15 protein-coding genes are annotated in these 22508 nt (G+C 56.4%); 2 read left to right on the top strand and 13 right to left on the bottom strand.

Going from position 1 to position 22508, the window contains the following annotated elements:
• Nucleotides 1-4: 4 nt before the first annotated feature.
• From ACFPQ4_RS17695 to ACFPQ4_RS17665, 7 genes are all read right to left on the bottom strand, one after another.
• Nucleotides 5-412: an FxsA family protein gene (locus ACFPQ4_RS17695; protein ID WP_378113210.1), complete on the bottom strand. Its 408-nt coding sequence runs from the start codon at nt 410-412 to the stop codon at nt 5-7.
• A 23-nt stretch (nt 413-435) separates the two neighbouring features.
• Nucleotides 436-900, bottom strand: coding sequence for an acyl-CoA thioesterase (locus tag ACFPQ4_RS17690; protein ID WP_378113209.1), 465 nt, complete (start codon nt 898-900; stop codon nt 436-438).
• A gap of 77 nt (nt 901-977) precedes the next feature.
• Entirely contained in the window at nt 978-2732 is a 1755-nt protein-coding gene (pyk, locus tag ACFPQ4_RS17685) for a pyruvate kinase (protein WP_378113208.1), read from the bottom strand.
• Nucleotides 2733-2789: 57 nt separating this feature from the next.
• On the bottom strand, nt 2790-3746 hold the full coding sequence (locus ACFPQ4_RS17680; protein ID WP_378113207.1) for an acetyl-CoA carboxylase carboxyltransferase subunit alpha: 957 nt from the start codon (nt 3744-3746) through the stop codon (nt 2790-2792).
• A complete protein-coding gene (gene accD / locus ACFPQ4_RS17675; protein ID WP_378113206.1) occupies nt 3736-4602 on the bottom strand; it encodes an acetyl-CoA carboxylase, carboxyltransferase subunit beta in 867 nt (288 codons plus the stop codon). The genes ACFPQ4_RS17680 and accD overlap by 11 nt, the downstream gene beginning before the upstream one ends.
• Nucleotides 4603-4683: 81 nt before the next feature.
• The gene (locus ACFPQ4_RS17670) at nt 4684-4872 is read right to left on the bottom strand and encodes a hypothetical protein (protein ID WP_027087913.1); all 189 of its coding nucleotides are present in this window, start codon (nt 4870-4872) and stop codon (nt 4684-4686) included.
• 723 nt (nt 4873-5595) lie between these two features.
• Nucleotides 5596-9354 (bottom strand): DNA polymerase III subunit alpha, encoded by a 3759-nt coding sequence (locus ACFPQ4_RS17665; protein WP_378113204.1) that lies wholly within the window; start codon nt 9352-9354, stop codon nt 5596-5598.
• A gap of 135 nt (nt 9355-9489) precedes the next feature.
• Between ACFPQ4_RS17665 and ACFPQ4_RS17660 the strand changes: the two genes are divergently transcribed.
• Together ACFPQ4_RS17660 and ACFPQ4_RS17655 are read left to right on the top strand one after the other, a co-directional pair.
• On the top strand, nt 9490-9813 hold the full coding sequence (locus ACFPQ4_RS17660) for a YtrH family sporulation protein (protein WP_378113203.1): 324 nt from the start codon (nt 9490-9492) through the stop codon (nt 9811-9813).
• 4 nt (nt 9814-9817) lie between these two features.
• Nucleotides 9818-10312 carry a hypothetical protein gene (locus tag ACFPQ4_RS17655; RefSeq protein ID WP_378113202.1) on the top strand — a complete coding sequence of 165 codons (495 nt, stop codon included), beginning with the start codon at nt 9818-9820 and terminating at the stop codon, nt 10310-10312.
• A gap of 64 nt (nt 10313-10376) precedes the next feature.
• On the opposite strand, the gene ACFPQ4_RS17650 is transcribed toward ACFPQ4_RS17655, so the two are convergent.
• The 6 genes from ACFPQ4_RS17650 to ACFPQ4_RS17625 all read right to left on the bottom strand — a co-directional run bounded on the left by ACFPQ4_RS17650 (nt 10377) and on the right by ACFPQ4_RS17625 (nt 22330).
• Nucleotides 10377-12545: a GH92 family glycosyl hydrolase gene (locus tag ACFPQ4_RS17650; protein WP_378113201.1), complete on the bottom strand. Its 2169-nt coding sequence runs from the start codon at nt 12543-12545 to the stop codon at nt 10377-10379.
• 105 nt (nt 12546-12650) lie between these two features.
• Nucleotides 12651-14225 carry an ABC transporter substrate-binding protein gene (locus tag ACFPQ4_RS17645; RefSeq protein WP_378113200.1) on the bottom strand — a complete coding sequence of 525 codons (1575 nt, stop codon included), beginning with the start codon at nt 14223-14225 and terminating at the stop codon, nt 12651-12653.
• Nucleotides 14226-14303: 78 nt separating this feature from the next.
• Complete coding sequence (locus tag ACFPQ4_RS17640) at nt 14304-15224, bottom strand: carbohydrate ABC transporter permease (RefSeq protein ID WP_378113199.1); 921 nt, start codon at nt 15222-15224, stop codon at nt 14304-14306.
• Between the two features lie 10 nt (nt 15225-15234).
• Nucleotides 15235-16149 (bottom strand): ABC transporter permease, encoded by a 915-nt coding sequence (locus ACFPQ4_RS17635; RefSeq protein ID WP_378113198.1) that lies wholly within the window; start codon nt 16147-16149, stop codon nt 15235-15237.
• A 219-nt stretch (nt 16150-16368) separates the two neighbouring features.
• Nucleotides 16369-18363: a GH39 family glycosyl hydrolase gene (locus ACFPQ4_RS17630; protein WP_378113261.1), complete on the bottom strand. Its 1995-nt coding sequence runs from the start codon at nt 18361-18363 to the stop codon at nt 16369-16371.
• A gap of 106 nt (nt 18364-18469) precedes the next feature.
• A complete protein-coding gene (locus tag ACFPQ4_RS17625) occupies nt 18470-22330 on the bottom strand; it encodes a sugar-binding protein (RefSeq protein WP_378113197.1) in 3861 nt (1286 codons plus the stop codon).
• Nucleotides 22331-22508: the final 178 nt, after the last annotated feature.

Genomic DNA, 22508 nt, shown 5'->3' with positions numbered 1-22508 from the left:
GACCCTAGTCCCTGCCCCAAGGTCCTTGATGAATCGTAAAAGTGCCTTTTCGAAGTTTGCGTTCAAGCCAGCGGTAAAGGAACAAGCGGTAGAGTGGGCGCGTAAACGGCAAAATCATCGTCAGCCCGATCGCATCGGAGACGAATCCGGGGATGATCAGCAGCACCCCGCCGATCAGCACGCAGATGCCGTCCAGCAAAGACATGCCGGGAATTTGCCCGGACTGCATTTGGCGCTGCGCTTGGAGGAGGACTTTACGGCCTTCCAACTGCGCGAGCCATGCGCCAAGCAAGCCGGATAACACGAGTAAGCCGAGCGTCGACCAACCGCCGATCTTTTTGCCCATCTCGATAATGCCCCACAATTCAACGCCCGGAAAAATAATAATGAGCGCGAGCAACCAGCGTCGCATCTAATAGATCCCCCTTCGCGCTACTATAGTCCGGTCAAAGCCTTCATCGCTCCGTACCATTCCGGCGCTTCGCGGTCGAAGCGCACCGGCTTCCAATCTTTATTCACCCACACGTGCCTAGTACCGCCGGTTACTAAATGATCACCTGGCGGCTCATCGCCCTCATACGTGGCACCATGTTGTTGCGTGATGTCGCCTAGGACGATTCGCGACTGGAATCGTACGCGGATCGCGGACATTTCCGCGACTTGCGTGCACACCGTCACCCACTCGTCGTAACGCGCCGGCTGGCGGAAAGAGGCTTCGATATCCGTCACCGGCAGCAGCAGACCTCTCGTTTCCATCTCTTTATAGGCTATGCCGGCGTGGCGGACCCATTCGGTTCTGCCGATCTCGAACCAGTTCAAATAATTAATATGATAGACGACGCCCATCTGGTCCGTCTCCTGGTATCTGACCCTTAGCGGATGCAAAAACCATTTGGCCATTGCAACGTACCCCCTAGATAGTGAAAACCCGCAACGAACGGCACTGGCGTGCCGCGGGTTGCGGGATTAAGTAGTTCTTACAATACTTTGGCTTGTCCGGAATAGATAACGCCATGTTCAGCGTAAACCGTGATTTCCGTGCCGTCTTTGATCAGTTCGAGCGCTTCGTTAACGCCTACGATGACCGGAATGCCGAGGTTCAGGCCTACGACCGCCGCGTGGCAAGTAATGCCGCCGCATTCGGTGATGACCGCAGCCGCTTTCTCGAAAGCAGGCATGTATTCTTTATCCGTCGACGGAGCGACGAGAATCGCGCCCGGCGTCATTTTGCTGACCGCCTCTTCCGGCGTACGCGCCGTAACCACTTTACCGGTCGCGCTTTGCGATCCGATGCCTTGGCCTTTGGCGATCAATTCGCCGACGTTATGGATTTTGATCAGGTTCGTCGTTCCGGAGCGGCCTACCGGCACGCCAGCCGTGATGACGATCGTGTCGCCGAGGCGAACGATGCCGGATTCGATCGCGCCTTGAACCGCGATGTCGAACATTTCGTCCGTCGTCTCCGCCGTCATGCCTTTAACCGGGTACACGCCCCATACGAGCTGCAAGCGACGCATCACTTGTTCGATTGGCGTAACCGCGACGATCGGCGACTTCGGACGGTATTTGGATACCATGCGAGCGGTATAGCCGCTCTCGGTGGACGTTACGATCGCTTTCGCTTCAAGATCCAGTGCGGAGTTGGCAACCGCTTGGCTGATCGCTTCCGTTACCGACTTCTGCTGCGCGTTCGCTTGTTTCGTGAAGATCTCGCGGTAGTGCAACGCGGATTCTGCGCGCTCGGCGATGCGGGACATCGTCTCTACCGATACGATTGGATATTTGCCGGCAGCCGTCTCGCCGGAGAGCATGATCGCGTCCGTGCCGTCGAAGATCGCGTTCGCGACGTCGGAAGCTTCGGCGCGCGTAGGACGCGGGTTGCGTTGCATCGAATCGAGCATTTGCGTCGCCGTAATGACCGGCTTTCCGACGCGGTTACATTTCTCGATCATTTGCTTTTGTACGAGCGGAACTTCCTCTGCCGGAATTTCTACGCCCAAGTCTCCGCGAGCGACCATCAGGCCGTCGGAAACTTCTAAAATTTCATCAAGGTTATCTACGCCTTGTTGGTTCTCGATTTTCGAGATGATATGGATGTGACGCGCGTCGTGACGCTCGAGCAGCTCGCGGATTTCGAGTACGTCGCTTGCACGGCGTACGAACGAAGCAGCGATGAAGTCGACGCCCATCTCGATACCGAACTTGATATCGTTCGCGTCTTTTTCCGTGATGCCGGGCATGGAGATCGCGACGCCCGGTACGTTAACGCCTTTTTTGCTTTTGATTGGGCCGTCGTTCACGATTTGGCACTTGATTTCGGTGCCTTGGATGTCGACGACCGTCAGGCCGATCAAGCCATCGTCGATCAGAATCGTCGATCCGATGCTGACGTCTTGCGGCAATTCCTTATAAGTGACCGGAATACGGTCTTTGTCGCCTAGGAATTCTTCGGTAGAGAGCGTGATATACTCGCCTGCAACTAGCTCGATGACGTCTACGCCCAGCTTGCCCGTGCGGATTTCCGGACCTTTCGTATCTAGCAAGATCGCGACCGTTTTGCCGAGCTCTTGGCTCGCTTGGCGGATCGTTTTGATCCGGTTGCCGTGTTCTTCGAAGTCGCCGTGGGAGAAGTTTAGGCGAGCCACGTTCATCCCGGCCGAAATTAGTTTTTTCGTGTTTTCCAGCGATTCGCTGGCCGGTCCGATCGTGCAGACGATTTTCGTTTTGCGCATGATTTTCGTATTCCTCCGTTTTATCCATCACAAATCGTTTATAAAGAGCTATTCATGCTAAACGGTACCGAATTGTCCGATGTCGCGGAATTTCTGATACCGATCCTCCACCAATTGTTCGTGGCTCATCTTCATCAGTTGCTGCAAATGGCGCCACAAAGCTTCCTTGATCGCTTCGGCTTGCATTTCCGGATTGCGGTGGGCGCCGCCCATCGGTTCCGGAATAATATCTTCGATAACGCCCATTCCCAATAGGTCCTTGGCGGTAATCTTCATCGCTTCCGCCGCTTGGTCCGCCTTCGAAGCATCCTTCCATAGAATGGAAGCCGCTCCGTTCGGGGAAATCGCCGCGTAAATCGCGTTCTCGAGCATCAATACGCGGTTGCCGACACCGAGCGCTAGCGCTCCGCCGCTTCCGCCTTCGCCGATAACGACGCAGATGATCGGCACGCCGAATATCGCCATCTCCGCGAGGTTGCGGGCGATCGCTTCGGACTGCCCTCTCTCCTCCGCGGTATCTCCGGGATATGCGCCCTTCGTATCGATGAACGTAATAATCGGACGTTTGAACTTGTTCGCCTGCTGCATGAAGCGCAGTGCCTTCCGGAACCCTTCCGGATGCGGGCTGCCGAAGAAACGCTGGATGTTATCCTTCGTATCTTTGCCCCGTTGATGGCCGACGATCGTTACCGGTACGCCGTTCAGCTTGGCAAGACCGCCGACGATCGCCAGATCGTCAGCGAACAACCGATCCCCGTGGATTTCCAGAAAATCGGTGAACACCAATTTAATATAATCCAACGTCGTTGGACGTTGGTGATGGCGAGCCATGTGCATAATTTGCGGCGCGGTCAGGTTGCTGTAAATTTCCAGCTCCATCTGCTTGTACCGCTCTTCAAGCCGACCGATTTCGTCGGTGAAGTCGATTTGCTTCTCCAAGCCGAATTTCTTCAGCTCGTCGATTTTCTTGCGATGTTCGGCGAGCGGCCGTTCAAAAGGCAAATCATTCGACATCGGCCGGCTCTCCTTTCCATGCATGCATATCCAGTAGTTGCGTGAGCACAGCCTTCATATCTTTGCGGTGCACGACCTTATCGAGTTGACCATGCTTGGAGTTGAATTCCGCGGTCTGGAAATTGTCCGGCAGCTTCTGGCGAATCGTCTGTTCGATAACGATTCGTCCCGCGAAGCCGACGATCGCTCCCGGTTCTGCCAGGTTGTAATCGCCGAGACTCGCGAAGCTAGCGGATACGCCGCCAAGCGTAGGGTCGGTAAATACGGAAATGAACAGTCCGCCTTGATCTTGGAACTTGGCTAGCGCCGCGCTTGTTTTCGCCATCTGCATGAGGCTGAGAATGCTTTCTTGCATCCGCGCGCCACCCGACGTCGAGAAAAGGATCAGCGGAACTTTCTTCTTCAAAGCCAGCTCGATCGCGCGCGTCACTTTCTCGCCGACGACCGAACCCATGCTTCCGCTGAAGAAGTCGAAGCTCATAACGCCAAGAACGATAGGGAACCCGCCGATTTCGCCTTCGCCCGTAATGATGGCGTCATTCAAGCCGGAATTGTTCTTCTGTTGCTCCAGCTTCGCCTTATAACCGGGGAAGTTAAGCGGATCTTCCGACACCAAGTTACCGTCAATCTCAAAAAGACGCCCCTCATCGAGCGTCATCGCGATGCGCTCCCAGGCGTTAAGGCGGAAATGATGTCCGCAGGTCGAACAAATCTTCAAGTTTTTCTCCAGTTCTTTGCTGAACTGAATCGTACCGCATTTAGGGCAGCGGTTCATCAAGCCTTCCGGTATGTCCCGTTTCGTACGTTCCGAAGGCACGACCGCGTACTTTTTTTTCTGGAATAAATCCTTGAACACAGCGACACCTCTTATGCGAAAAATGGCGACCGACTCGTCTATGCGGCAACGCCGCTAGATGAAAGCGGGTATCGTAATGGATTACAGGTGCAGAATACTTCCGAGCACTTCTTGTACTTCCCGCACTTCGCCAGATGGTACCAATATTTCATATTGCGGTTTGGTAAGGTTGATAGGGCGTACCTGTACGAGAAAACCTTCTTCGGTTAGACGCTTCTGAATCCGTTCGGCGATCTTCGCGGTCGGTGCGATGTAGATGACCGTCCACATGAAGCGGTACCCCCAATAGCTTTAATCATTCATTGGAAAAGAAAAGATAAAGAAATCATAGCACAGATGGCGCAAGACTAGCAACCAAGTGCAATCGGCAATGCCGTCCACAGGACGGCATTTTACGATTGCATCGGGCGATCGGAGAAACGTAGGCGAGCCATTGCCGCGGTTATCGGATCGTTCAAGCATCGACTTCTCGCGCGCCTGCTAAGGCGCGTGAACGTCGATGTCGGAGGTTATTCTGAGTTGAGTGGAGCGTAGCTCGCTTAGCTAAGAATAACCAAGTGCAATCGGCAATGCCGTCTTGCGGACGGTGCGCTCGAGTACTCATTAGAGGCACATATGCCCTTAATTCACCGAAATCCCGTACTCCGACTCCGTTAGAGGCACATATGCCCTTATTTCGCCGAATATCCCGTACTCCGACTCCGTTAGAGGCACAAATGCCTTATTTCGCCAAAACCCCGTACTCCGACTTCGTTAGTGGCACAAATGCCCTTATTTCGCCGAAACCCGATATTTCGAATCAATTAAAGTCACCATGTGTGCTTATTTCGCCAAAACCCGTTACTTCGAGCCATTAAAGCCACCACGTGTGCTTATTTCGCCGAAACCCGTTACTTCGAACCAATTAAAGTCACCACGTGTGCTTATTTCGCCGAAACTCGGTACTTCGAGCCATTTAGAGTCACCGCGTATGCTTATTTCGCTGAAATGCTTTTACTTTGCCCGGATGCTATCGGCGCCTAGCAGCTTCTCGACCTTCTCGAACAGCTCCTGCGTCGGCAGTACCCTGAACTCGTCGCTGAGCGCCACCGTGCGGCGGCTCCGTTCGTAGCGCAACACCGTCGGTACGGTGCCGCTATGCGCCTTGAGTAGCAGCTTCAAACGGATAAGCGTCGCCGGCTGCTCATGCGGCTCGTCGATGCGGATGTACACACGCTCAGGCGCGCCATTATCAGTCGAGGCTGCATCAGGCTTGCCTTTAGGGTTACTCATTGGTTTGGGCTGAAACTGAGACTTCGACGTAACCGTTGTTTGCGTCGGAGCATGAGGTAGCGGCTGAGTCTGGCCTTGAACTTGCGGCTGTGATTGAACTTGCCCAAGAGACTTTTGCGGCTGAGCTTGTCCCTGAGCTTGGCCCTGTCCTTGCGGGTTCTGCTGCTGAGACTGGCCAGGCGCGCCCCTACGCGGTTGCTGACTGATCCGGCGCAACCTCTCCACTTGCAGCTTCAAATCCGCCGCATCCAGTGGCAGAATATCGTCCGCGAGCAGCTTATAGTCCTCGTCGCCCTGCTGCACTTTGGCGCGAACAAGGACAAGCGCGCCTTTCTTGACGAACGATGCCGCGTTCTTCCACACGGTAGGAAACGCCACGAGCTCCGCCGCCATAATCCGATCTTCAAGCTCCAGGAACGCCATCGACTGGCCTTTCTTCGTAACGAACGGCTTCATCGATACGATCATGCCTGCCGTGAACACGGTCGCCCCGTCCGCCGCGTCCGAAATCTCGACCAGCTTGTCTAAACGTAGCTCGTCAGCCAAGCCATCGTAAACGTCCAGCGGATGACCCGACAAATATAATCCCATGAGCTCGCGTTCGAACTCCAATGTCTGCGTCTGCGTATACGGCGTAATCTCCGGAAGCTCCACGATCCAGTTCGGCGCCTCTTCGAAGTCGAACAGCTCGATCTGCAGCTCCTCGCGCTCTTTGCGCCACTGGGCAGCCGCTTCCAATGAAGGCTCGAGCGCCGCGAACAGCTGCGCCCGATGGCCCGGCAGCGAATCCATAGCCCCAGACAACACCAACGACTCGATCACTCGCTTATTGCACACTCGCGGATCTATTCGCCTGCAAAAGTCGCTCAATCCCTCGAAAGGTTCTTTCGCGCGCTCGCGAAGCACGCTGTCGATCGCTTGCGTGCCGACGTTTTTCACGCCCGCAAGCCCGAAACGGATGCCTCCGTATGTCCCGGTTTCAGAACCCGCTCCAGATTCCGCCCCCGCTTCTCCGACGACCGAAGTGACCGGCGTAAACAATACGCCGCTCTCGTTAACGTCCGGCGGCAACACCGGTATGCCCATGTGGCGGCATTCGTCTACGTACTCCGCCGTCTTGCGCTGGTTGCCTACGACAGAGGTAAGCATGGACGCCATGAACGCTATAGGGTAATGCGTCTTTAGGTAAGCGGTCTGGAATGCCAATACCGCATACGCAGCGGCGTGCGCCCGAGGGAAGCCGTAGTCCGCGAATCGAACGATCAGATCGTAGACTCGGTTCGCGTCCGCTTCCGTATGCCCCATCGTCAAGCTTCCGCTAACGAACGACACTCGCTGCTCGTCCAATACATCGCGCTTCTTCTTGCTGACCGCACGCCGCAGCAAATCCGCTTGTCCGAGCGTGAAGCCCGCCATGACGGAAGCGATCTGCATGATCTGCTCCTGATAGACGATAATGCCGTACGTATCTTCCAAGATCGGCTTTAGCCGCTCATGCGGATATTCTACTTCCACGAGCCCATGCTTCCCTCGAATGAACTGCGGGATAAACTCCATCGGTCCCGGACGGAACAGGGCGAGTACCGAGACGATATCCTCGAACGAGTTAGGCTTCATATCCTTCAGCACGCGCCGCATACCTGACGACTCGAGCTGGAACACGCCTGTCGTCTCGCCGCGACCCATGAGCTCGTAAGTAGCCGCATCCGCGTACTTCACGTCTTGCCAACGCAGCTCTTTGCCGGTCAAATCTTTGATCCAGCTTAGAGTCCGCTCGATGATCGACAGCGTGCGCAAGCCGAGAAAGTCCATTTTCAGCAAGCCGACCGCTTCTAAATGCTCCATTGAATACTGCGTAAGCGGAACGCCGTCCGTTCCTTCCTGCAAAGGCACGTAGTCCGTCAACGGATCGGAGGAGATCACGATGCCCGCCGCGTGCGTCGACGCATGGCGAGGCATGCCTTCTACCCGCCGGGCCATCGCGATCAACGCCGCCGAGTTTCCTGCCCCCTCGGCCAGTGTCCGAAACTCCTCGTTCTCCCGCATAGCCCGCTCGATCGACATGCCCGGCATGCCCGGAATGAGCTTCGCCGCCTTGTCAACTTCCCCGTACGGCAAATTCATGACTCTGCCGACGTCCCGAACCGCCGCTCGCGCGGCTAGCGTACCGAACGTAATAATCTGCGCCACGTGCTCGCTACCATACTTGTCCACGACGTACTTAATGACTTCTTCCCGCCGCTCGTCGCTGAAATCGACGTCTATATCGGGCATGCTGATCCGCTCAGGGTTAAGGAACCGTTCGAACAGCAATTTGTGCGCGATCGGATCCACGTCCGTAATGCGCAACGTATACGCGACCAGACTGCCCGCCGAAGAGCCCCGTCCCGGTCCCGTGACGATGCCGTTGTCGTGCGCGAACCGAATGAAGTCCCATACGATCAGAAAATAATCGTCGAACCCCATCTCGCCGATAACTTGCAGCTCATACGCCAAGCGTCCCCAGGCACGATCGCGGAACCCCGCATCCGCCCACTCCGGCAGCTCTTCATACCGCGACAACAAACCGTTCTCGCAGAGTCCGCGCAAATAAGGACCCGCCGTCTTCCCCTCCGGCAACGGCGAGAACGCGGGCAGAATATGCTTGCCGAACTCGAGCTCCAGCGTGACGCTGTCGGCGATCCGCACCGTATTGGCGATCGCTTCCGGCACGTGACGGAACAACGCCGCCATCTCTTCGCCGCTCTTCAAGTAAATCTCGTTCGTCGTTATTTTCAGCCGGTCCGGATCGTCCAACGTTTTGCCCGTGCCGATACAGATCAACACGTCCTGCAAACCCGAATCCCCTGGGTTCAAATAGTGGGAGTCGTTCGTCGCCGCCAGCGGGATGCCCGTCTCTTCCGCGATTCGCAGCACGCCAGCCGCGATCTTCTTTTGCTCGAGGATACCGTGGTCTTGCAGCTCCAAATAATAGTCGTTCCCGAACACGCCGCGATAACGCAATGCGGTCTCTTTGGCTTCCTCGTACTTATCGGCGGCCAGTTGCTGGGACAGCTCGCTGCTCATGCATCCGCTGAGGCACACTAGTCCTTCCGCGTGCGCCGACAACGCTTCGAAATCGATGCGCGGACGGTAATAGAACCCTTCCAGATGGCCGATAGACGACAGCTTCATCAGGTTTCGGTAGCCCTTCTCGTTTTTCGCCAGCAGCGTCAAATGATAGATCGGTTGCTCCTTGCGCGACTGCTTCTCGTGACGCGATCCGGCCGTAATGTACGCTTCCATGCCGATAATCGGCTTGATTCCATGCTCTTTGCAAGCTTTATAGAAAGGCACCGCTCCGTACATGACGCCATGGTCGGTCAAAGCGAGCGAAGTCATGCCGAGCTCCGCCGCCTTCGCCGCCATCTCTTTGATTCTCGCCGCTCCGTCGAGCAGGCTATATTCGCTATGAACGTGCAAATGAACGAAATCGCACATGCTTATCCCTGCCTTCCACCCGTACATGTGTTCCCTATCGATAATTATATCATATAGGGGTACACCCGTCCCATACATATATAGAGAGGATTATCCGACGTTCGCGCGCCGGCGAGTAAAGGTGGAGGGATTGGCATGGATTTCTATACGAAAGCGGCATTCTGCTTCCTCATCGCGTTCGGTGTCGTGCTTGGCGGCGCGATGCTGGCGGGCGTAGGCTCGGTATTCCTGTGGACGTCCCCGAAAATCAAAATGATCGAAGTGGCCGACAGCCTGAAAATATGGGCGCTCGTAGCCGCGGTAGGCGGCTCGATCGATCCGATCCGGGTTATCGAATCGAATATGCTGAAGGGGGCCATGTCGCCGGCGATCATCCAAATCGGCTACATTCTGTTCGCCTTCCTCGGCGCCCACATGGGCACGGAGCTCGTCCGGTGGATGTGCCGGACGGGAGGATAACCCGATGCGCGTCCCTTCCTTCGATCGGTTTCGGCGGTTCATGCAGATTACGGCTTTCTTCGTCTGCGGAATGATCGTCGGCAGCGCCGTTTACTCGGCTTTGATGAACGATCAATACGATCTTGTCATCGTGGAAAATCGGCTGCTGCGCCAGCAAGTCGACGCGATGAAGGAAAGCTTGAAAAACGAGGAGAAAATCCGCAAGACGAACGTCATCAAAAGCATCGTCCCCTATGTCGTCGTCCCTTTAGGAAACCCCGAGCTCGACGTGCTGACCGAGACGGACATCAAAAAACGGCTGAAGGCGGACCTGGACATCTTTCTCGGCCGCAGCATATACAACATTGGCACCGACGCTCCGCTTGCGCGCAAGCTGCTGAACAAAATCGTCTACGAAATCGGCGACAAAAATTACGAGATGTCCGTCCAAACCATGCTTGTATCCGACGGGGTGCTACAAGTATGGGTACGCGTGGACGTGAAGACGCCTAAGCCATAGAACGGCTTGGCGCGCCGAGTATAGAACAGGACCGTCTTCCTCTCGGAAGCGCGGTCCTGCTCGTTTATTTCGCGGATTTCTCTAACGCCTTACCCAGAGGCGAAGGCGGAACGCGCTCTTCCCCCGTGCCCCAATCGCTTGGCGACGTGCCGAGGACAAGGCGGATAACCGCGCCTTCGGCGATCTCCCCGTGCTTAATCCAAGCCCGCTCCAGCGGAGCTCCGTTAATAGACGCCCCAACGATACGAACCCCGTCGTCTCCGGGATTCGCGCCTTCGGTCTCGATAACGAGCAGGCGATCGGATTGTCCGAGACGCATATCGAACCGCTCGAACAATGGGACGGACAGCAAATAAATGTTCTGACCCATAATCGGGTACAACCCTAACGCGCCGCACATGTAGAAGGCGCTTTGGCAGCCCATGTCCTCGTTGTCCGGAAGTCCGCCCAGTTCGGCGCGATAGCTCTTCTCCAATATACTCCGCACGCGGGCAGCACTCAGATCGGGACGCCCCGCGTAATGGTACAAATACGGGACGTGGAGCATCGTCTCTTTCGGGTAGAAGTGGCCTTCGTCGAAGAAACGATCCAGATGGCGGATGAACGCTTCCGCGCCTCCGTGCCTTTCGACGAGCCCCGCGAAATCGTGATGCGCGCTGAACGACCACTGCCAGCTCGTGCCTTCGTAGAAGTAAGGGTCGTTCCAGCAATCGACGTAGCACTTGTTCGGCTCGAAGGGTTCGACCCATTCGCCGCTTGGATGCTTCGGCGCGAAGAAGCGAATATCTTCCCGCCACAAATTCCACAGCTTGCGCGAGCTAGCGTAGTAATCGCCAGCGACGTCCGCCTGTCCAAGCTGATCAGCCAGCTTGCCTATGCACCAATCCTGATAGGCGTATTCCATATGTCTCGACACGCAGTTTTTGCGAATGTTCGTAGACAAGTAACCCAGATCGCGATATTCGGGAAGATGCCTTCCGTATAGCCACGGATCCGGCGATTCCATCTCGTTGTTTTTCCGCATTTGCTGCAGCGCTTTAGCGTAGTCGATCCCGGCAAAGCCTTTTTGCGCGGCTTCGCTTAACAGGATGTCCGCCGAGCTTCCGCCTTGGATCATAGCGCTGTGACCTTGAATCCAGGCATCCGGTATCCAGCCAATATGATCGGCGATGTCCAGCAGGCAGTTCAGCATATCGACGTGAAGCTCCGGATCGAACAGGCTGATCAGAGAATTCGCGTTGCGCACGCTATCCCACAGGGCGTAGAAGTCGGTAAAATGCCGCTTGCCGGACTTCCAGAATGCGTTCTCGTCGTCGACTCCGAGGTCGCTCGGCATGCAGACCAGCCGGGTGAACAGCGTGTAAAACAGCTTGCGTTGCTCTTCCGTTCCACCTTTGACATCGATCCGAGACAAGTAGCGATCCCATGTCTCTGACGCGGATGCCCGAACGTCGTCGAAGTCGCGGCCGAGCGTCTCGCGTTCCACGTTCTCTCTCGCTTTGGCGATGCTCACGTAGGAAATTCCGACTTGCACGTTAAGCTCGCCAATGTCGCCGAATCCGGCGACGGCCATGCAATTCGGCCCGTCGATCGCCAGCTTCGGGAATGGTCCCGCCGCATTCCGAACGAGCCGGATCGACGCAGGCTTATCGAACTTCGCATAGAAGTAGACCGAGTACGGGAACTTATGCCCCCAACCGCCACGGAAATCTCCTCGACCAATCAACTCCGTGGAAGAGACGAATTCGCAAAACCCTCCCGTCGAATAACCGGTATCCTCTCCCGGATAGTCGGCGCCCACTTGAACGACCGACCCGACGTCGATGAGCAAATTAGCCGTCGCGCCTTCGGGATAGCGGTAACGATGAACGCCGACCCTCGGCGTCGAAGTCAACTCGACGCCGATATTCCATGGCGCCAGCCCCACCGTATAGTAACCTGCTTCTGCCGACTCCCCCGATTTTCCGGTAGATTCGACTTCGAACCGGGGCAAGCCGGTGAAAGGAAGCACTCCGATATTTCCGTAACGCCCGCCTCCGCCCGTACCGCTAACATGGGTATGGCTGAACCGGCGAATCGGCTTGGCGATTTCGTACCCGTTGGAAGGCTGCGGAAGCTGCGAATCCGGTCCGAGCCTCACGATGCTATAAGGAAGATAAGGGCCGATCAAACAATGTCCGGGACTTTCCGTGCCGATGAACGGATCGACCCACGCGGTAGGTTTCATGTTCATGATGCTCCACGCTCCTCTATTAGCCCTCAATCGGAGGGCGCAATTCAATGAGAAAGCCGCCCCACCTTCCCGTTAGGGAGTTGAGGCGGCTCGTTAACGATCCAATCAACCTTTGGAAGCTTTCCAAGCATCGAATTGCGTTTGCTTCTCGGCGATGATTTTCTCTACGCCCGAAGCTTTGAGCTTATCGAGGAACTGCGGGATGTATTTGTCCGGATCGACGATACCGGCGTTAAGCGTGCCGAAGTATTCTTTATAGACGTTGACGCATGCCGCTACTTCGCTCTTCACGCTGTCGCTGTTGAAGGAGAAGCCGAGTGCGACCGACGGTTTCGCCGAATCGTTGAATACTTTGAACTGCTCCCACTTTTGCGGATTCTCGGTGTTGAACAAGTAGTTGAGGAATTGGTTGCCGATCATCCAGTTCGTTCCGGGGTTGTAGGTCGAAGTCGACGCTTCAACGCCGTCCGGGTATTTGATGACGTTGTCGGAACCGTCTACTTTCACGTAGTGCGTGCCTTCGATGCCGTAGTTGACCAAGTTGTTAAGCGTCTTGTCCGTGTGAAGGAGGTTGATCAACATCATCGCCCGTTCCGGATTTTTGGACGTGCGGGAGATGGCGAGCATCGAACCCGTCGTATCGCCCGTCGTAATCGTAGGCTCCGTAAGTTCGACTTGAACGAGCGGAACGCCTACCGAACGCATAACTTCTTCGGCTGCTCCCGGTTTAAGGGACGCCGTATAGCTGAATACGGTACCAGCTTTCATCAATTCATCGGGCTTAACCTTGGTAGTCGCCGCGTCTTTATTGATAAAACCGGCCTCGTACCATTTGCGGCTAAGCGCGGCGGCCTCTTTGAACTCAGGCGTCGCAGGTTCGTTCAGAATCGTCGTCTCCGTGCCGATCTTATGAAGCACGCCTGGAACCGAGTTGTCGCCAAGCGAGTCGAAGTTGAGGTTCGTCAGCAATCCGCTGTCGCTGGACACATAGAACGGCGTCATGCCCGGCTCGTTCTCCTTGACAGTCTTCAATAACGGCTCCAGATCCGCGACTGTCTTGATCGAGCTCAAATCCATGTTGTATTTCTCCACGATGTCTTTGCGAAGCAGCAGGCCGCGGGTAGCCGCAAGCTCTTTATTCGTTGGTACCGCGTAGTTGCGGCCGTCGATCTTGGAGCCTTGCAAGAACGCCGGGTTGAGCTCGGCTTTCATCTCTTTGCCATACTGATCGATCAGATCGGTCAAGTCCAGGAAAGCGCCTTTGCCGACGTTAACCGTGAAGCCGTTCCAAGCTGCAGTGAAGATGAGATCGGCCGGCTGCGAGGAAGAGATCATCAGATTGATTTTGCTATCCCAGCCGCCCCAATCGATCGGATTCAGGTCTACCTTGGCGTTGATTTTGTCTTTCAGATAGGCGTTGATCGCCTCTTCGACCGCCTTCTCGTCTTTTTGCGGCGAGCCCGGGAAGTACATCGTCAATTCGACTTCGTCCAATTGTGCCGGTTGCGATGCCGACGGAGATGCCGATGCGGATGCGGTTGTCGAAGGCGATGCGCTAGGAGACTGGGACGCCCCTTTGTCGTTGCCGTTATTTCCGTTGTTGCCGCACCCCGCCAGTACCATGCCTAGCGTGCAAAGCAGGACGAACGCGGAGTAACCTTTTCTTTTTCCCCTGGTCATTCTGAAGCCCTCCTAATGGATGTTAAATTGCTCTATGCTAACCGGACGAGCCTATACAAGTAGTATAGGGTGCCGGGGTCAGCCTTTGACAGCCCCAATCGTAAGACCTTTGACGAAATATTTTTGAAAGAACGGATAAGCGAGAATGATAGGCCCGATCCCGATAACCGCCATCGCCATCCGTATCGATTCGCTTGGGAGCCGCACCGTGCCCCCTCCCCGGGTGAGCGCTTCGGAAGCTTGCACGTTGGAGGTCAAATACTGGATATTGAGCATCGTCTTGTACATGAGGTACTGGACGCTGACCGTATGGTTGTCGCTGATGAAGATCAAGCTCAGGAACCAATCGTTCCAGTACATCAGCGTATTGAATAACGCGATGGTCGCGATGACCGGCAGCGAAAGCGGAAGTACGATCCGATAAAAGATTCTCAGCTCGCCCGCCCCGTCGATCGTCGCCGCCTCGATCAGCGCTCCCGGAATCGTCGTCTGGAAAAAGGTGCGCATGATGAGGATGTTGAACGGCTGGACGAGCATCGGAACCATGAGCGCCCAGATCGAATTGTCCAAGTGCAAATATTTGACGTAGACGAGATACCAAGGAACTAACCCGCCGTTGAACAGCATCGTGAAAAAGATGAAGAAGGCGAGGCTGTTGCGGTACGGCAGCTCTTTACGCGAGATCGGGTAAGCGAACGTCGCCGTAAGCAGCAGGCTGAGCAGCGTGCCGATGACCGTCACGAACACCGACACGCCGTACGAATGAACGATTTGGGCGGAGTCGTGGAACAGCAAGTCGTAAGCCATCGTGCTGAACGCCTTCGGGATAAGTTGATAGCCATGCTTCAGGATGGACATATCGTCCGTAAGCGAGATCATGATGACGAGCACGAGCGGAAATACGCAGGCGATCGTATACAACCAGAACAAGCCGTTGATGACTAGATTGGAGCGCCTCGAGATGGCATTGGGCGAGAAGCCCGAGCGTGATAGTTTCATAGGCCCTCCTTCAGAAAAGCGCGTTGTCGCTGTTGATTTTTTTGACGATATAGTTGGAACCGAATACGAGAATTAATCCTACGGCCGATTGGTACAGTCCCGCCGCCGACGACATGCCGATGTCGCCCATGACCATGAACGAGCGGTATACGTACGTGTCGATGACGTTGGTGGTCGAGTACAGCGCGCCGGTATCGAGCGTGACTTGGAAGAACAAGCCGAAGTCCGCGTAGAAAATCCGTCCGATCTGAAGCAGCGTCATGATAACGATGATCGGCATGAGCAACGGCAGCGTAATGCGCGTGATCTGCTTCCATTTGCTCGCTCCGTCGATAAGCGCGGCCTCGTAATATTCGTCGTCGATGCCGACGATGGCCGCCAAGTACACGACCGAGAAGTAGCCGACGTTTTTCCACGCGTTGATGATGGGTAACAGAATCGGCCAGGCTTCAGGCTTCGCATACCAGGAGATCGGATCGATGCCGAGCCCTTTCAGCAGCACGTTGTTCACGAATCCGTGTTCCTCGCCTAGCATCGCGAACACCAGGTAGCTGATGACGACGGCCGACAAGAAGTAGGGCAGGAACATCGCGCTTTGGAAAAACTTCGCTAGCGTTCGGCTTCTGATCTCGTTGAGCATGATCGCGAATGCGATCGCCAGCACGAGGTTCGTAATAATGAAGACGGCGTTGTACATAATCGTATTGCGCGTAATATTCCAGGCATCCGTCGTCGCGAACAAAAACTTGAAGTTTTCGAAGCCGACCCACGGACTACCGAGAATGCCTTGCTCGTAGTTGATTTTCTTGAACGCGATCACAATGCCGAACATCGGCAAGTAGTTGTTGATGATAACCAGGACGATCGTCGGGATCATCATCAGATACAGCATTCGGAATCGAACCAGGCTTCGATAGCGATTCACTGGCGTTGCCTCTCTTCTGTCTAAGATGTTGTCTGCGTTGTTACTCCCTCTCTCTATTTAAAATTATAGGGCGCTAGCTTCCCCCTCTCTACGCTGGCAGGTGACATGATAGACGTTTTGGTGACTAGGGGAAGTTGGCGTAAAAAATGGCGACGCAAGGGGCCAAGGCCGCCCTGCGTCGCCATTTCTCGCTAGATCGCTATTGCTAAGTTCCGCTTGTTACAACGTGCCGTTCGTAAGCACGATGTCGTCGATATAGCCGCGATATTGGCCCGTATTCGACGGGCGGTCGTAGTTGACGATGATCCGGTCGATCGTCTTGCCCGCGAGAACGGTGCCGATGTTGGACTTGATATTCGTCCACGCGTTAAGCGGAATCGCCCCGCCATGACCCGCGTTCGGGTGCATGCTGTACCCGTTGTAGTCGACCGCGCCGCTGTCGCGAAGCGTCGATCCGTCCGTCATGACGAGGTCGATCGCGACATACCGCGCGTTATCGACTTGCGGATAGAGCCAATAGCCGAGCTTCGTCGTCGACGTGATCGGGATGTTAACGTCGAACACCTTGCACTTGGCATAGGATGCCGTCGCGCTATTGTCCGTGCCCGAGAACATGAGCGTTGCCGCCCCCGCATGAGGCGCTTCGAGCCTAGGCGAACACTCCGGATTGGTACCCGCCGTATAGCCGGTTACGTTCTGGCTGCCGTCTAACGTATCGAGCCATGTCGGAGCGGCATCGGTGCTCTCGAAGCCGTTGCTGAATAGCGTCGTCCCGCCTCCGCTGCCGGGCGTCACTTCGAAGGCGACGACGGTCATCGGGGCGATCGAGTAGACGAATTGGCTGCCGGAATAGGCGAGCGACGTGCTCGACGTCGGGTTCGTGGACGCATCCAGCTTCCAGACGTTAACGGTGCCGGTAGCCGAAGCGATATTTTGCAACTGCACGGTGGCGTCGTACGTGACGCTCGCATCCTTGTTCACGGCAATGACGAACGTTTTCCCCGTGGCGGTATCCTTAGAGGCAACGAATTCCAGATTAGTCGCGCCGCCCGCCCCTGTCAGCTTGCGGTCTCCAAAATGATTGCCGAACAGATGGATCGCGTAGTAGGGCTTATAAGGCGAATAAGACGTATTGTCCAACAAGCCGAGCAAGTTCGTGCCGGTCTCGGCGAGATTATAGGACGTAAAGATGTCGGCGTTGCCCTTCATCGCGTTCACGACGGAGCTCGCCGTATACACTGCATTAAAGATATTGTGATATTTGGCGTTGTACGCGCTGCCTCCGTCTTGATGGCTCATGTTGTATTCCGTAATCGCAGCCCCGTACAGCTTGCCGGACGGACCCTTGAAAATATTGCCCGTGCCGCCGGACTTCACCGTCGCGATATTATCCTGATAATGCGGCTTCGTCCAAGCGAGGCGAGTCGCGTCCGATTGCGTCGGATCCGGTCCGTAGTCGTGCCAGCTTAAAATATCGACTTGGCTCTCTAGCTGCTTAGCCGCGTACGAGACGTATCCGGTCGAACTTAAATCCGACCATGCGTCCGCCGGTCCGACTAGCTTAATCGTGGAATCCTGCGTTTTCATGGCGTTGCCGACCGTCTGCGCGAAAGTCTTATAATCGGCTTGGGAAGCGAATTTGCCGTCGCCTTCGATCGTCGGCTCGTTCCATAGCTCCCAATAGCGGATCGTCCTCGAAGCTCCGAGCACGTGATCGGTGTTATAACGCTTGACGACGCCTTTCATGAAGTTGGCGTATTCGGTCCAGTTCGCGGACGTGATCAGCCCGGTTCCGTCCCGCGTATTCGGCACGCCTGCCGGAAAGCCCGCAATGACGAATAACGGCTGCGCCCCGGCATCGAAAATCGTGTTCAGAATGGCGTCCATGTCCGTCAGCGCGAAATTGTTCGCCGAAGGATACGGATCCCTCCCGTTGTACAGCATGTTCTGGATCGGATTGACGCGGACGAGCTTGATCTTCGCGTCGCTGATTCTCGTCTTGAGCGCCGCGTTGCCCGCCCACCACGTGTACTTGTCCGGAGCCCCGGAGCCCCAGACGAACGGATTGACCGTTCCCGCGTTGGAGGCCGTATCGACGGTAATCGTCGTTGCCGTACCCGCGAAGCTCAGACTCGCCGGGAACAATAGAGCAAGCCCCATCGCCGCGGTCAGCAGCGCCCCCGCCATTCCTCTTGCCCGTTTCCTGCTACCCATCTTCTTCACCTTGCCACCTTCCTTTGTCCGTATTGGTGCAGCGATATGAATAAAAGGAGAACAGCCGCGATGCTGCGCATGCTGTTCTCCTCTGCTGCCTTACCTATTAGTTAAGCCAAAGCGTGCCGAATTGCGAAGCGTTCTTGGCTCCGCCGACGCCGGAAGACCATTCGATATAGCCTTCGCGCCCGCTGCCGTCGCTGTCGTTGACCAGGAACGATAGCCCCGTCGCCTTCTTGGTTGCCGCTTCGCCGAACCCTTCCAGCTCGCTGAACGGAATGCTCAGCTCGTAGACCGTCGTCCCGTCCGTCTCGTTGCGGACTACGGCGATCTGGCCGTTAGCCATAAGGCCGGACTGTGCAAAGCCCATGCCCTTGAAGATTTGGGGATCCGCGCCGTCGGGCTTGCCGATCTGCAGCTCATATACTTGCGATCCGTAGCCCGGACCTGCCTCGTTCCGCGCGTCGAACGCCAGCTGCAGCGAATCGCCCTGCCACATGCCTCCGCCGCTTTGAGGCTGGAACGCCTTATCGTCCTTCACGACGGCTAAGACGTACAACCGGGAAGCATCCCACATGAACCTTACGCCGGCCGATAGATCGGAAGCCTGCCAGTTCGACCGGTAATCCGCGCTAACCTGCGAAGCTTGATCCGCCGCAGCGATCGCCGCGGATTGCCAAGCCGCATCGATCTTTCCGTCGATGACGGGCGCTTTCGCCGCGTGCGCGGCCGTTACCGCATATAAGACTTGGCTGAACGGAATCGTCTCTCCCTCCGCTTGGACGCTGCCGGATAGCGCGAGCGTACCCGAAGCCTTAGTGCCGGCTTTCGGCTCCAGCGTATAAGCAATCGTCGCCGTCTTGCCGGGCTCGACGGTGAACGTCGTCTGGCTCGCTTGCAACGTCCATCCGGCCGGCTCGGCCAGCGCCAACGTTCCGGCGATTTTGTTGTCTGTCGTGTTCGTCAACCGCACCGCTTTCTTATCCGCCTGCACGGCCAGCTTCGGCACGACGTCCAGCGCGAACTTCTTGGCAGCCATCGCCTTATTTCCGCCGACTTCCTTGACCGTCGCTTGCACCGTACCGAGCACGGCGTCCGAAGGCGGCTTCAGGACGAAGCTGATCTTCTTGCTCGAATACGGTTTAACCGAATAAGTCTGGGTCTTCGCCGAGGACGACTTGAACCATCCGCTTGGAATGCCCTGTAATTGCAGCTTGCCCGAAACCGAACGGTTCGTGTAATTGTACACTTCTACCGAGAACGTGTTGTCGAAGCCGCGGGTTAGCGCGACGTTGCCCGGCTTGTAATACGGACTCTTCATCAGATAGACGTTGGCTGGGGATGCCGGCTTCCCACCTTGCGAAGCCGTCTTCGTTCTTGGCTTGGCAGAACGAATGTACGCTTGCAGCGCGCCTTGAACGTAGGTCGGCTGTTCGGACAGCTGTACCGTAACCTCGCCGTTTACGGGCGTTAAGACGGTCTCATTGCCATACAGATCGAACTGCTTCACGCTTTTGCCCGTCTTCAGCTTGACCGTGCCGCCCTTCGCCGACCATAACGCCAGCAGGCCGTCCGAAGAGCCCGACTTGCCGAACGCGAGCGCGGTCGCGTCTTCGTTGCCCACCTTCACGTCGCCCATGTAGACGTGGCCGGACAAAATCCGATTCATAGCCGCTACGGCCGGATAAACCGGCTTTACCGTTCCGCCGATACTCGAATCCGCGAGACCGAATTGCGTATCGGTCGCGACGTTGAACGAGTACAGCGCGTTCTTCTGCACGTTCATCGCTTTAGCCAGCAAATATCCTTTAACCGTATATACCGCCTGCTTGTCGGCACCTTGCTCGTCGGTTCTCCAGCCCCACTCAGTCAGCCAGATCGGCTTGCCGGGCATCTTCGCCTGCACTCCCGCGATGTCATGAACGAACGAATCGCCGGCCTCCGGATCTCCCGCTTGATACGGGTGAATAACGACGGCATCCGTATACTTCGCCGCGCCGAGAGCGATCATCTCGTCGAGATACCCGCCGCCCGTTCCCGATAAGCCGCTCATGACGACCGTCGCCTTAGGATCGGCCCGCTTGGCCGCGAGATAACCGGCTTTCAACAGCTCGACGTAGGCTTCCGCGTCGTGCGTAGGACGGAAAAATCCGTCCAGGTTCGGCTCGTTCCATATTTCCCATGCGTGCACGTCGTTCTTGTAACGCGATACGGTCTTGTAAACGAAGTCCGCATACTCGCTAACCGAGCGCGGGGCATAATGCTCGGGCATCTCCGCGCCCACCGGACTCGTGCTGGCCCAAGTAGCCGAATAAGCGAGCAGGCCGATCATTTGCAAGCCTTCCTTCTTGTTCGCGGCTACGATCTGATCATAGAGCTTCCAATCGTATTTGCCCTTGGAAGGCTCGATCTGGTCCCACAGCATGTCGTTGCGGACAAGACCGCCGCCGGATTGCCGAATCAGGCTGGCTTCCTGCTCCCGCAACGGTTGGCTCGTCAAATAATCGTAGTGCGTCGAATATCCTACCGTCGGGTCGGACGACGCGCGAGCGGAACCGGTTGCCGCCGCAATGCTCGCGAACGCCGCGATTCGGGTCGACTCCGCGCCGCTGGCGTCGGTTACGACCGCTTCCAGCGTATAGTAGCCGTACTTAGGCACTTCGAAAGACAAGGTTGCCGAAGTTTCCCCGCCCGCAACCATCGCGGCAACAGGCGCTTTGCCGGAAAGCACCTTCGAACCCGCGCCGTCCTTGACGACATAAGCCAGTTCGGTAGCTTGCGTCGCCGACGTTCCCGCGTTGCCGACCTTCGCCTGAAGCGAAATCTTGTTGCCCGCGAACACCGATCCCGCCATGCCGGTCGTCACGCTTGCCAATTTCAGCACGGATTCCCGAACGATAGACGGCAGTAGGCCTCCTTTGTAGAAGGAGAATTCGTCCAGCATCCAATAACCGGTCCCGTTATCCTCGGGACTAATATTGATCGAGTTGACCAAATCCCAATCCAGTGCATGGTTGCCGCCGCCGTCTTGGTATTCCAACGCCGTTGCCGGCAACTCCACCGTCGTCCATGCCGTACCGCTCACGTTAATGACGGAGCGGAACTTGTCTCCGCCATCTTTTTCCTCCACCCCGACCGAGTATTTGCGCGCCGTCCCGTCCCCGCGAATCATGAAGCGGATCGACTGCGTCCCCGCGAGCTTCCAATCCGCCGGGAGCGAACCGTGCGCGACGAGCCCCCAGCCCGCTTCGGAACGCGTATAGTCGAAGCGCATACCTTTGCCGGAAGCGCCTTCCGCTTCCGCCTTCTCAATTTTGCTGCCGTCTCCCGCCCATAAGCCCCAATCCGTGAAAGCATCCGGAGCGAACGTGTTAGTTAGACTCGGATCGAACGCGCCCAGCGTGAGATCGTCGATCGTCAAGCGACCGGCGCGGTTGATCTCCGGACTAATATTAAGCGAGTTGACCTTGTCCCAATCGAGCTTGCCGTCTCCGCCGTCCTGATGTTCGAGCTCCGAGACGGGAACCGTAACGAGCGTCCAATCCCTTCCGCCGATCGTGACGAGCTTGCGGAACTTATCGCCGCCGTCCTTCTCTTCCACGCCGACGAAGAAGTCTTGCGCTTCCCCGTCTCCTTTGGCGTAAAACTGGATTGTCCGCGTTCCGTCAAGCTTCCAATCCGCGGGAAGCTCCGCGTGCGCCACTAAGCCCCACCCTTGCGAAGAACGATCGTAATCGATTTGTACCGCCTTCCCGGTTACGCCGTTAACGATGTCCTTCGTTACGGTGCTTCCGTCGCCCGCCCATAATCCCCAGCCCGGAAACGCATCCGGATCGAAGCTATTCGTCCATATCGCCGGGCCGTCCGCTGCCGCCGATACCCCGCCTGCGGGAAGTCCGACCGGCATGGCAAGCGTTGCCGCGAGCAGCCACTTTCCGAATGCCGGCATCCTTTTCTTTTGTCCCATTATTATTGCCTCCTAGGTCCGGATTTCGTTAGTTTCGCGCATCTTCGTCGCTTCGTCGCCAATGCAACTCGATGCACACCTGAATGATATCGCCCTAGCGAGCGCTTCCACTACGAAGCCCGGTGACAATACCGACGTTTCCGTTACCTATTGGACAATAAAAAACCTCCAGCCCTAA

Source organism: Cohnella yongneupensis (genome assembly GCF_042655785.1).
GTDB lineage: Bacteria > Bacillota > Bacilli > Paenibacillales > Paenibacillaceae > Cohnella > Cohnella yongneupensis.
This window is presented reverse-complemented; position numbering and strand designations above follow the sequence as displayed.

Excerpts from the sequence above, each read along its gene's own strand:
- ACFPQ4_RS17670 (WP_027087913.1), bottom strand. The coding sequence starts at position 4,872 with ATGTGGACGGTCATCTACATCGCACCGACCGCGAAGATCGCCGAACGG.
- pyk (WP_378113208.1), bottom strand. The coding sequence starts at position 2,732 with ATGCGCAAAACGAAAATCGTCTGCACGATCGGACCGGCCAGCGAATCG.
- ACFPQ4_RS17645 (WP_378113200.1), bottom strand. The coding sequence starts at position 14,225 with ATGACCAGGGGAAAAAGAAAAGGTTACTCCGCGTTCGTCCTGCTTTGC.
- ACFPQ4_RS17630 (WP_378113261.1), bottom strand. The coding sequence starts at position 18,363 with ATGGGTAGCAGGAAACGGGCAAGAGGAATGGCGGGGGCGCTGCTGACC.
- ACFPQ4_RS17695 (WP_378113210.1), bottom strand. The coding sequence starts at position 412 with ATGCGACGCTGGTTGCTCGCGCTCATTATTATTTTTCCGGGCGTTGAA.
- ACFPQ4_RS17625 (WP_378113197.1), bottom strand. The coding sequence starts at position 22,330 with ATGGGACAAAAGAAAAGGATGCCGGCATTCGGAAAGTGGCTGCTCGCG.
- ACFPQ4_RS17680 (WP_378113207.1), bottom strand. The coding sequence starts at position 3,746 with ATGTCGAATGATTTGCCTTTTGAACGGCCGCTCGCCGAACATCGCAAG.
- ACFPQ4_RS17690 (WP_378113209.1), bottom strand. The coding sequence starts at position 900 with ATGGCCAAATGGTTTTTGCATCCGCTAAGGGTCAGATACCAGGAGACG.
- ACFPQ4_RS17660 (WP_378113203.1), top strand. The coding sequence starts at position 9,490 with ATGGATTTCTATACGAAAGCGGCATTCTGCTTCCTCATCGCGTTCGGT.
- ACFPQ4_RS17655 (WP_378113202.1), top strand. The coding sequence starts at position 9,818 with ATGCGCGTCCCTTCCTTCGATCGGTTTCGGCGGTTCATGCAGATTACG.
- ACFPQ4_RS17665 (WP_378113204.1), bottom strand. The coding sequence starts at position 9,354 with ATGTGCGATTTCGTTCATTTGCACGTTCATAGCGAATATAGCCTGCTC.
- ACFPQ4_RS17650 (WP_378113201.1), bottom strand. The coding sequence starts at position 12,545 with ATGAACATGAAACCTACCGCGTGGGTCGATCCGTTCATCGGCACGGAA.
- ACFPQ4_RS17640 (WP_378113199.1), bottom strand. The coding sequence starts at position 15,224 with ATGAAACTATCACGCTCGGGCTTCTCGCCCAATGCCATCTCGAGGCGC.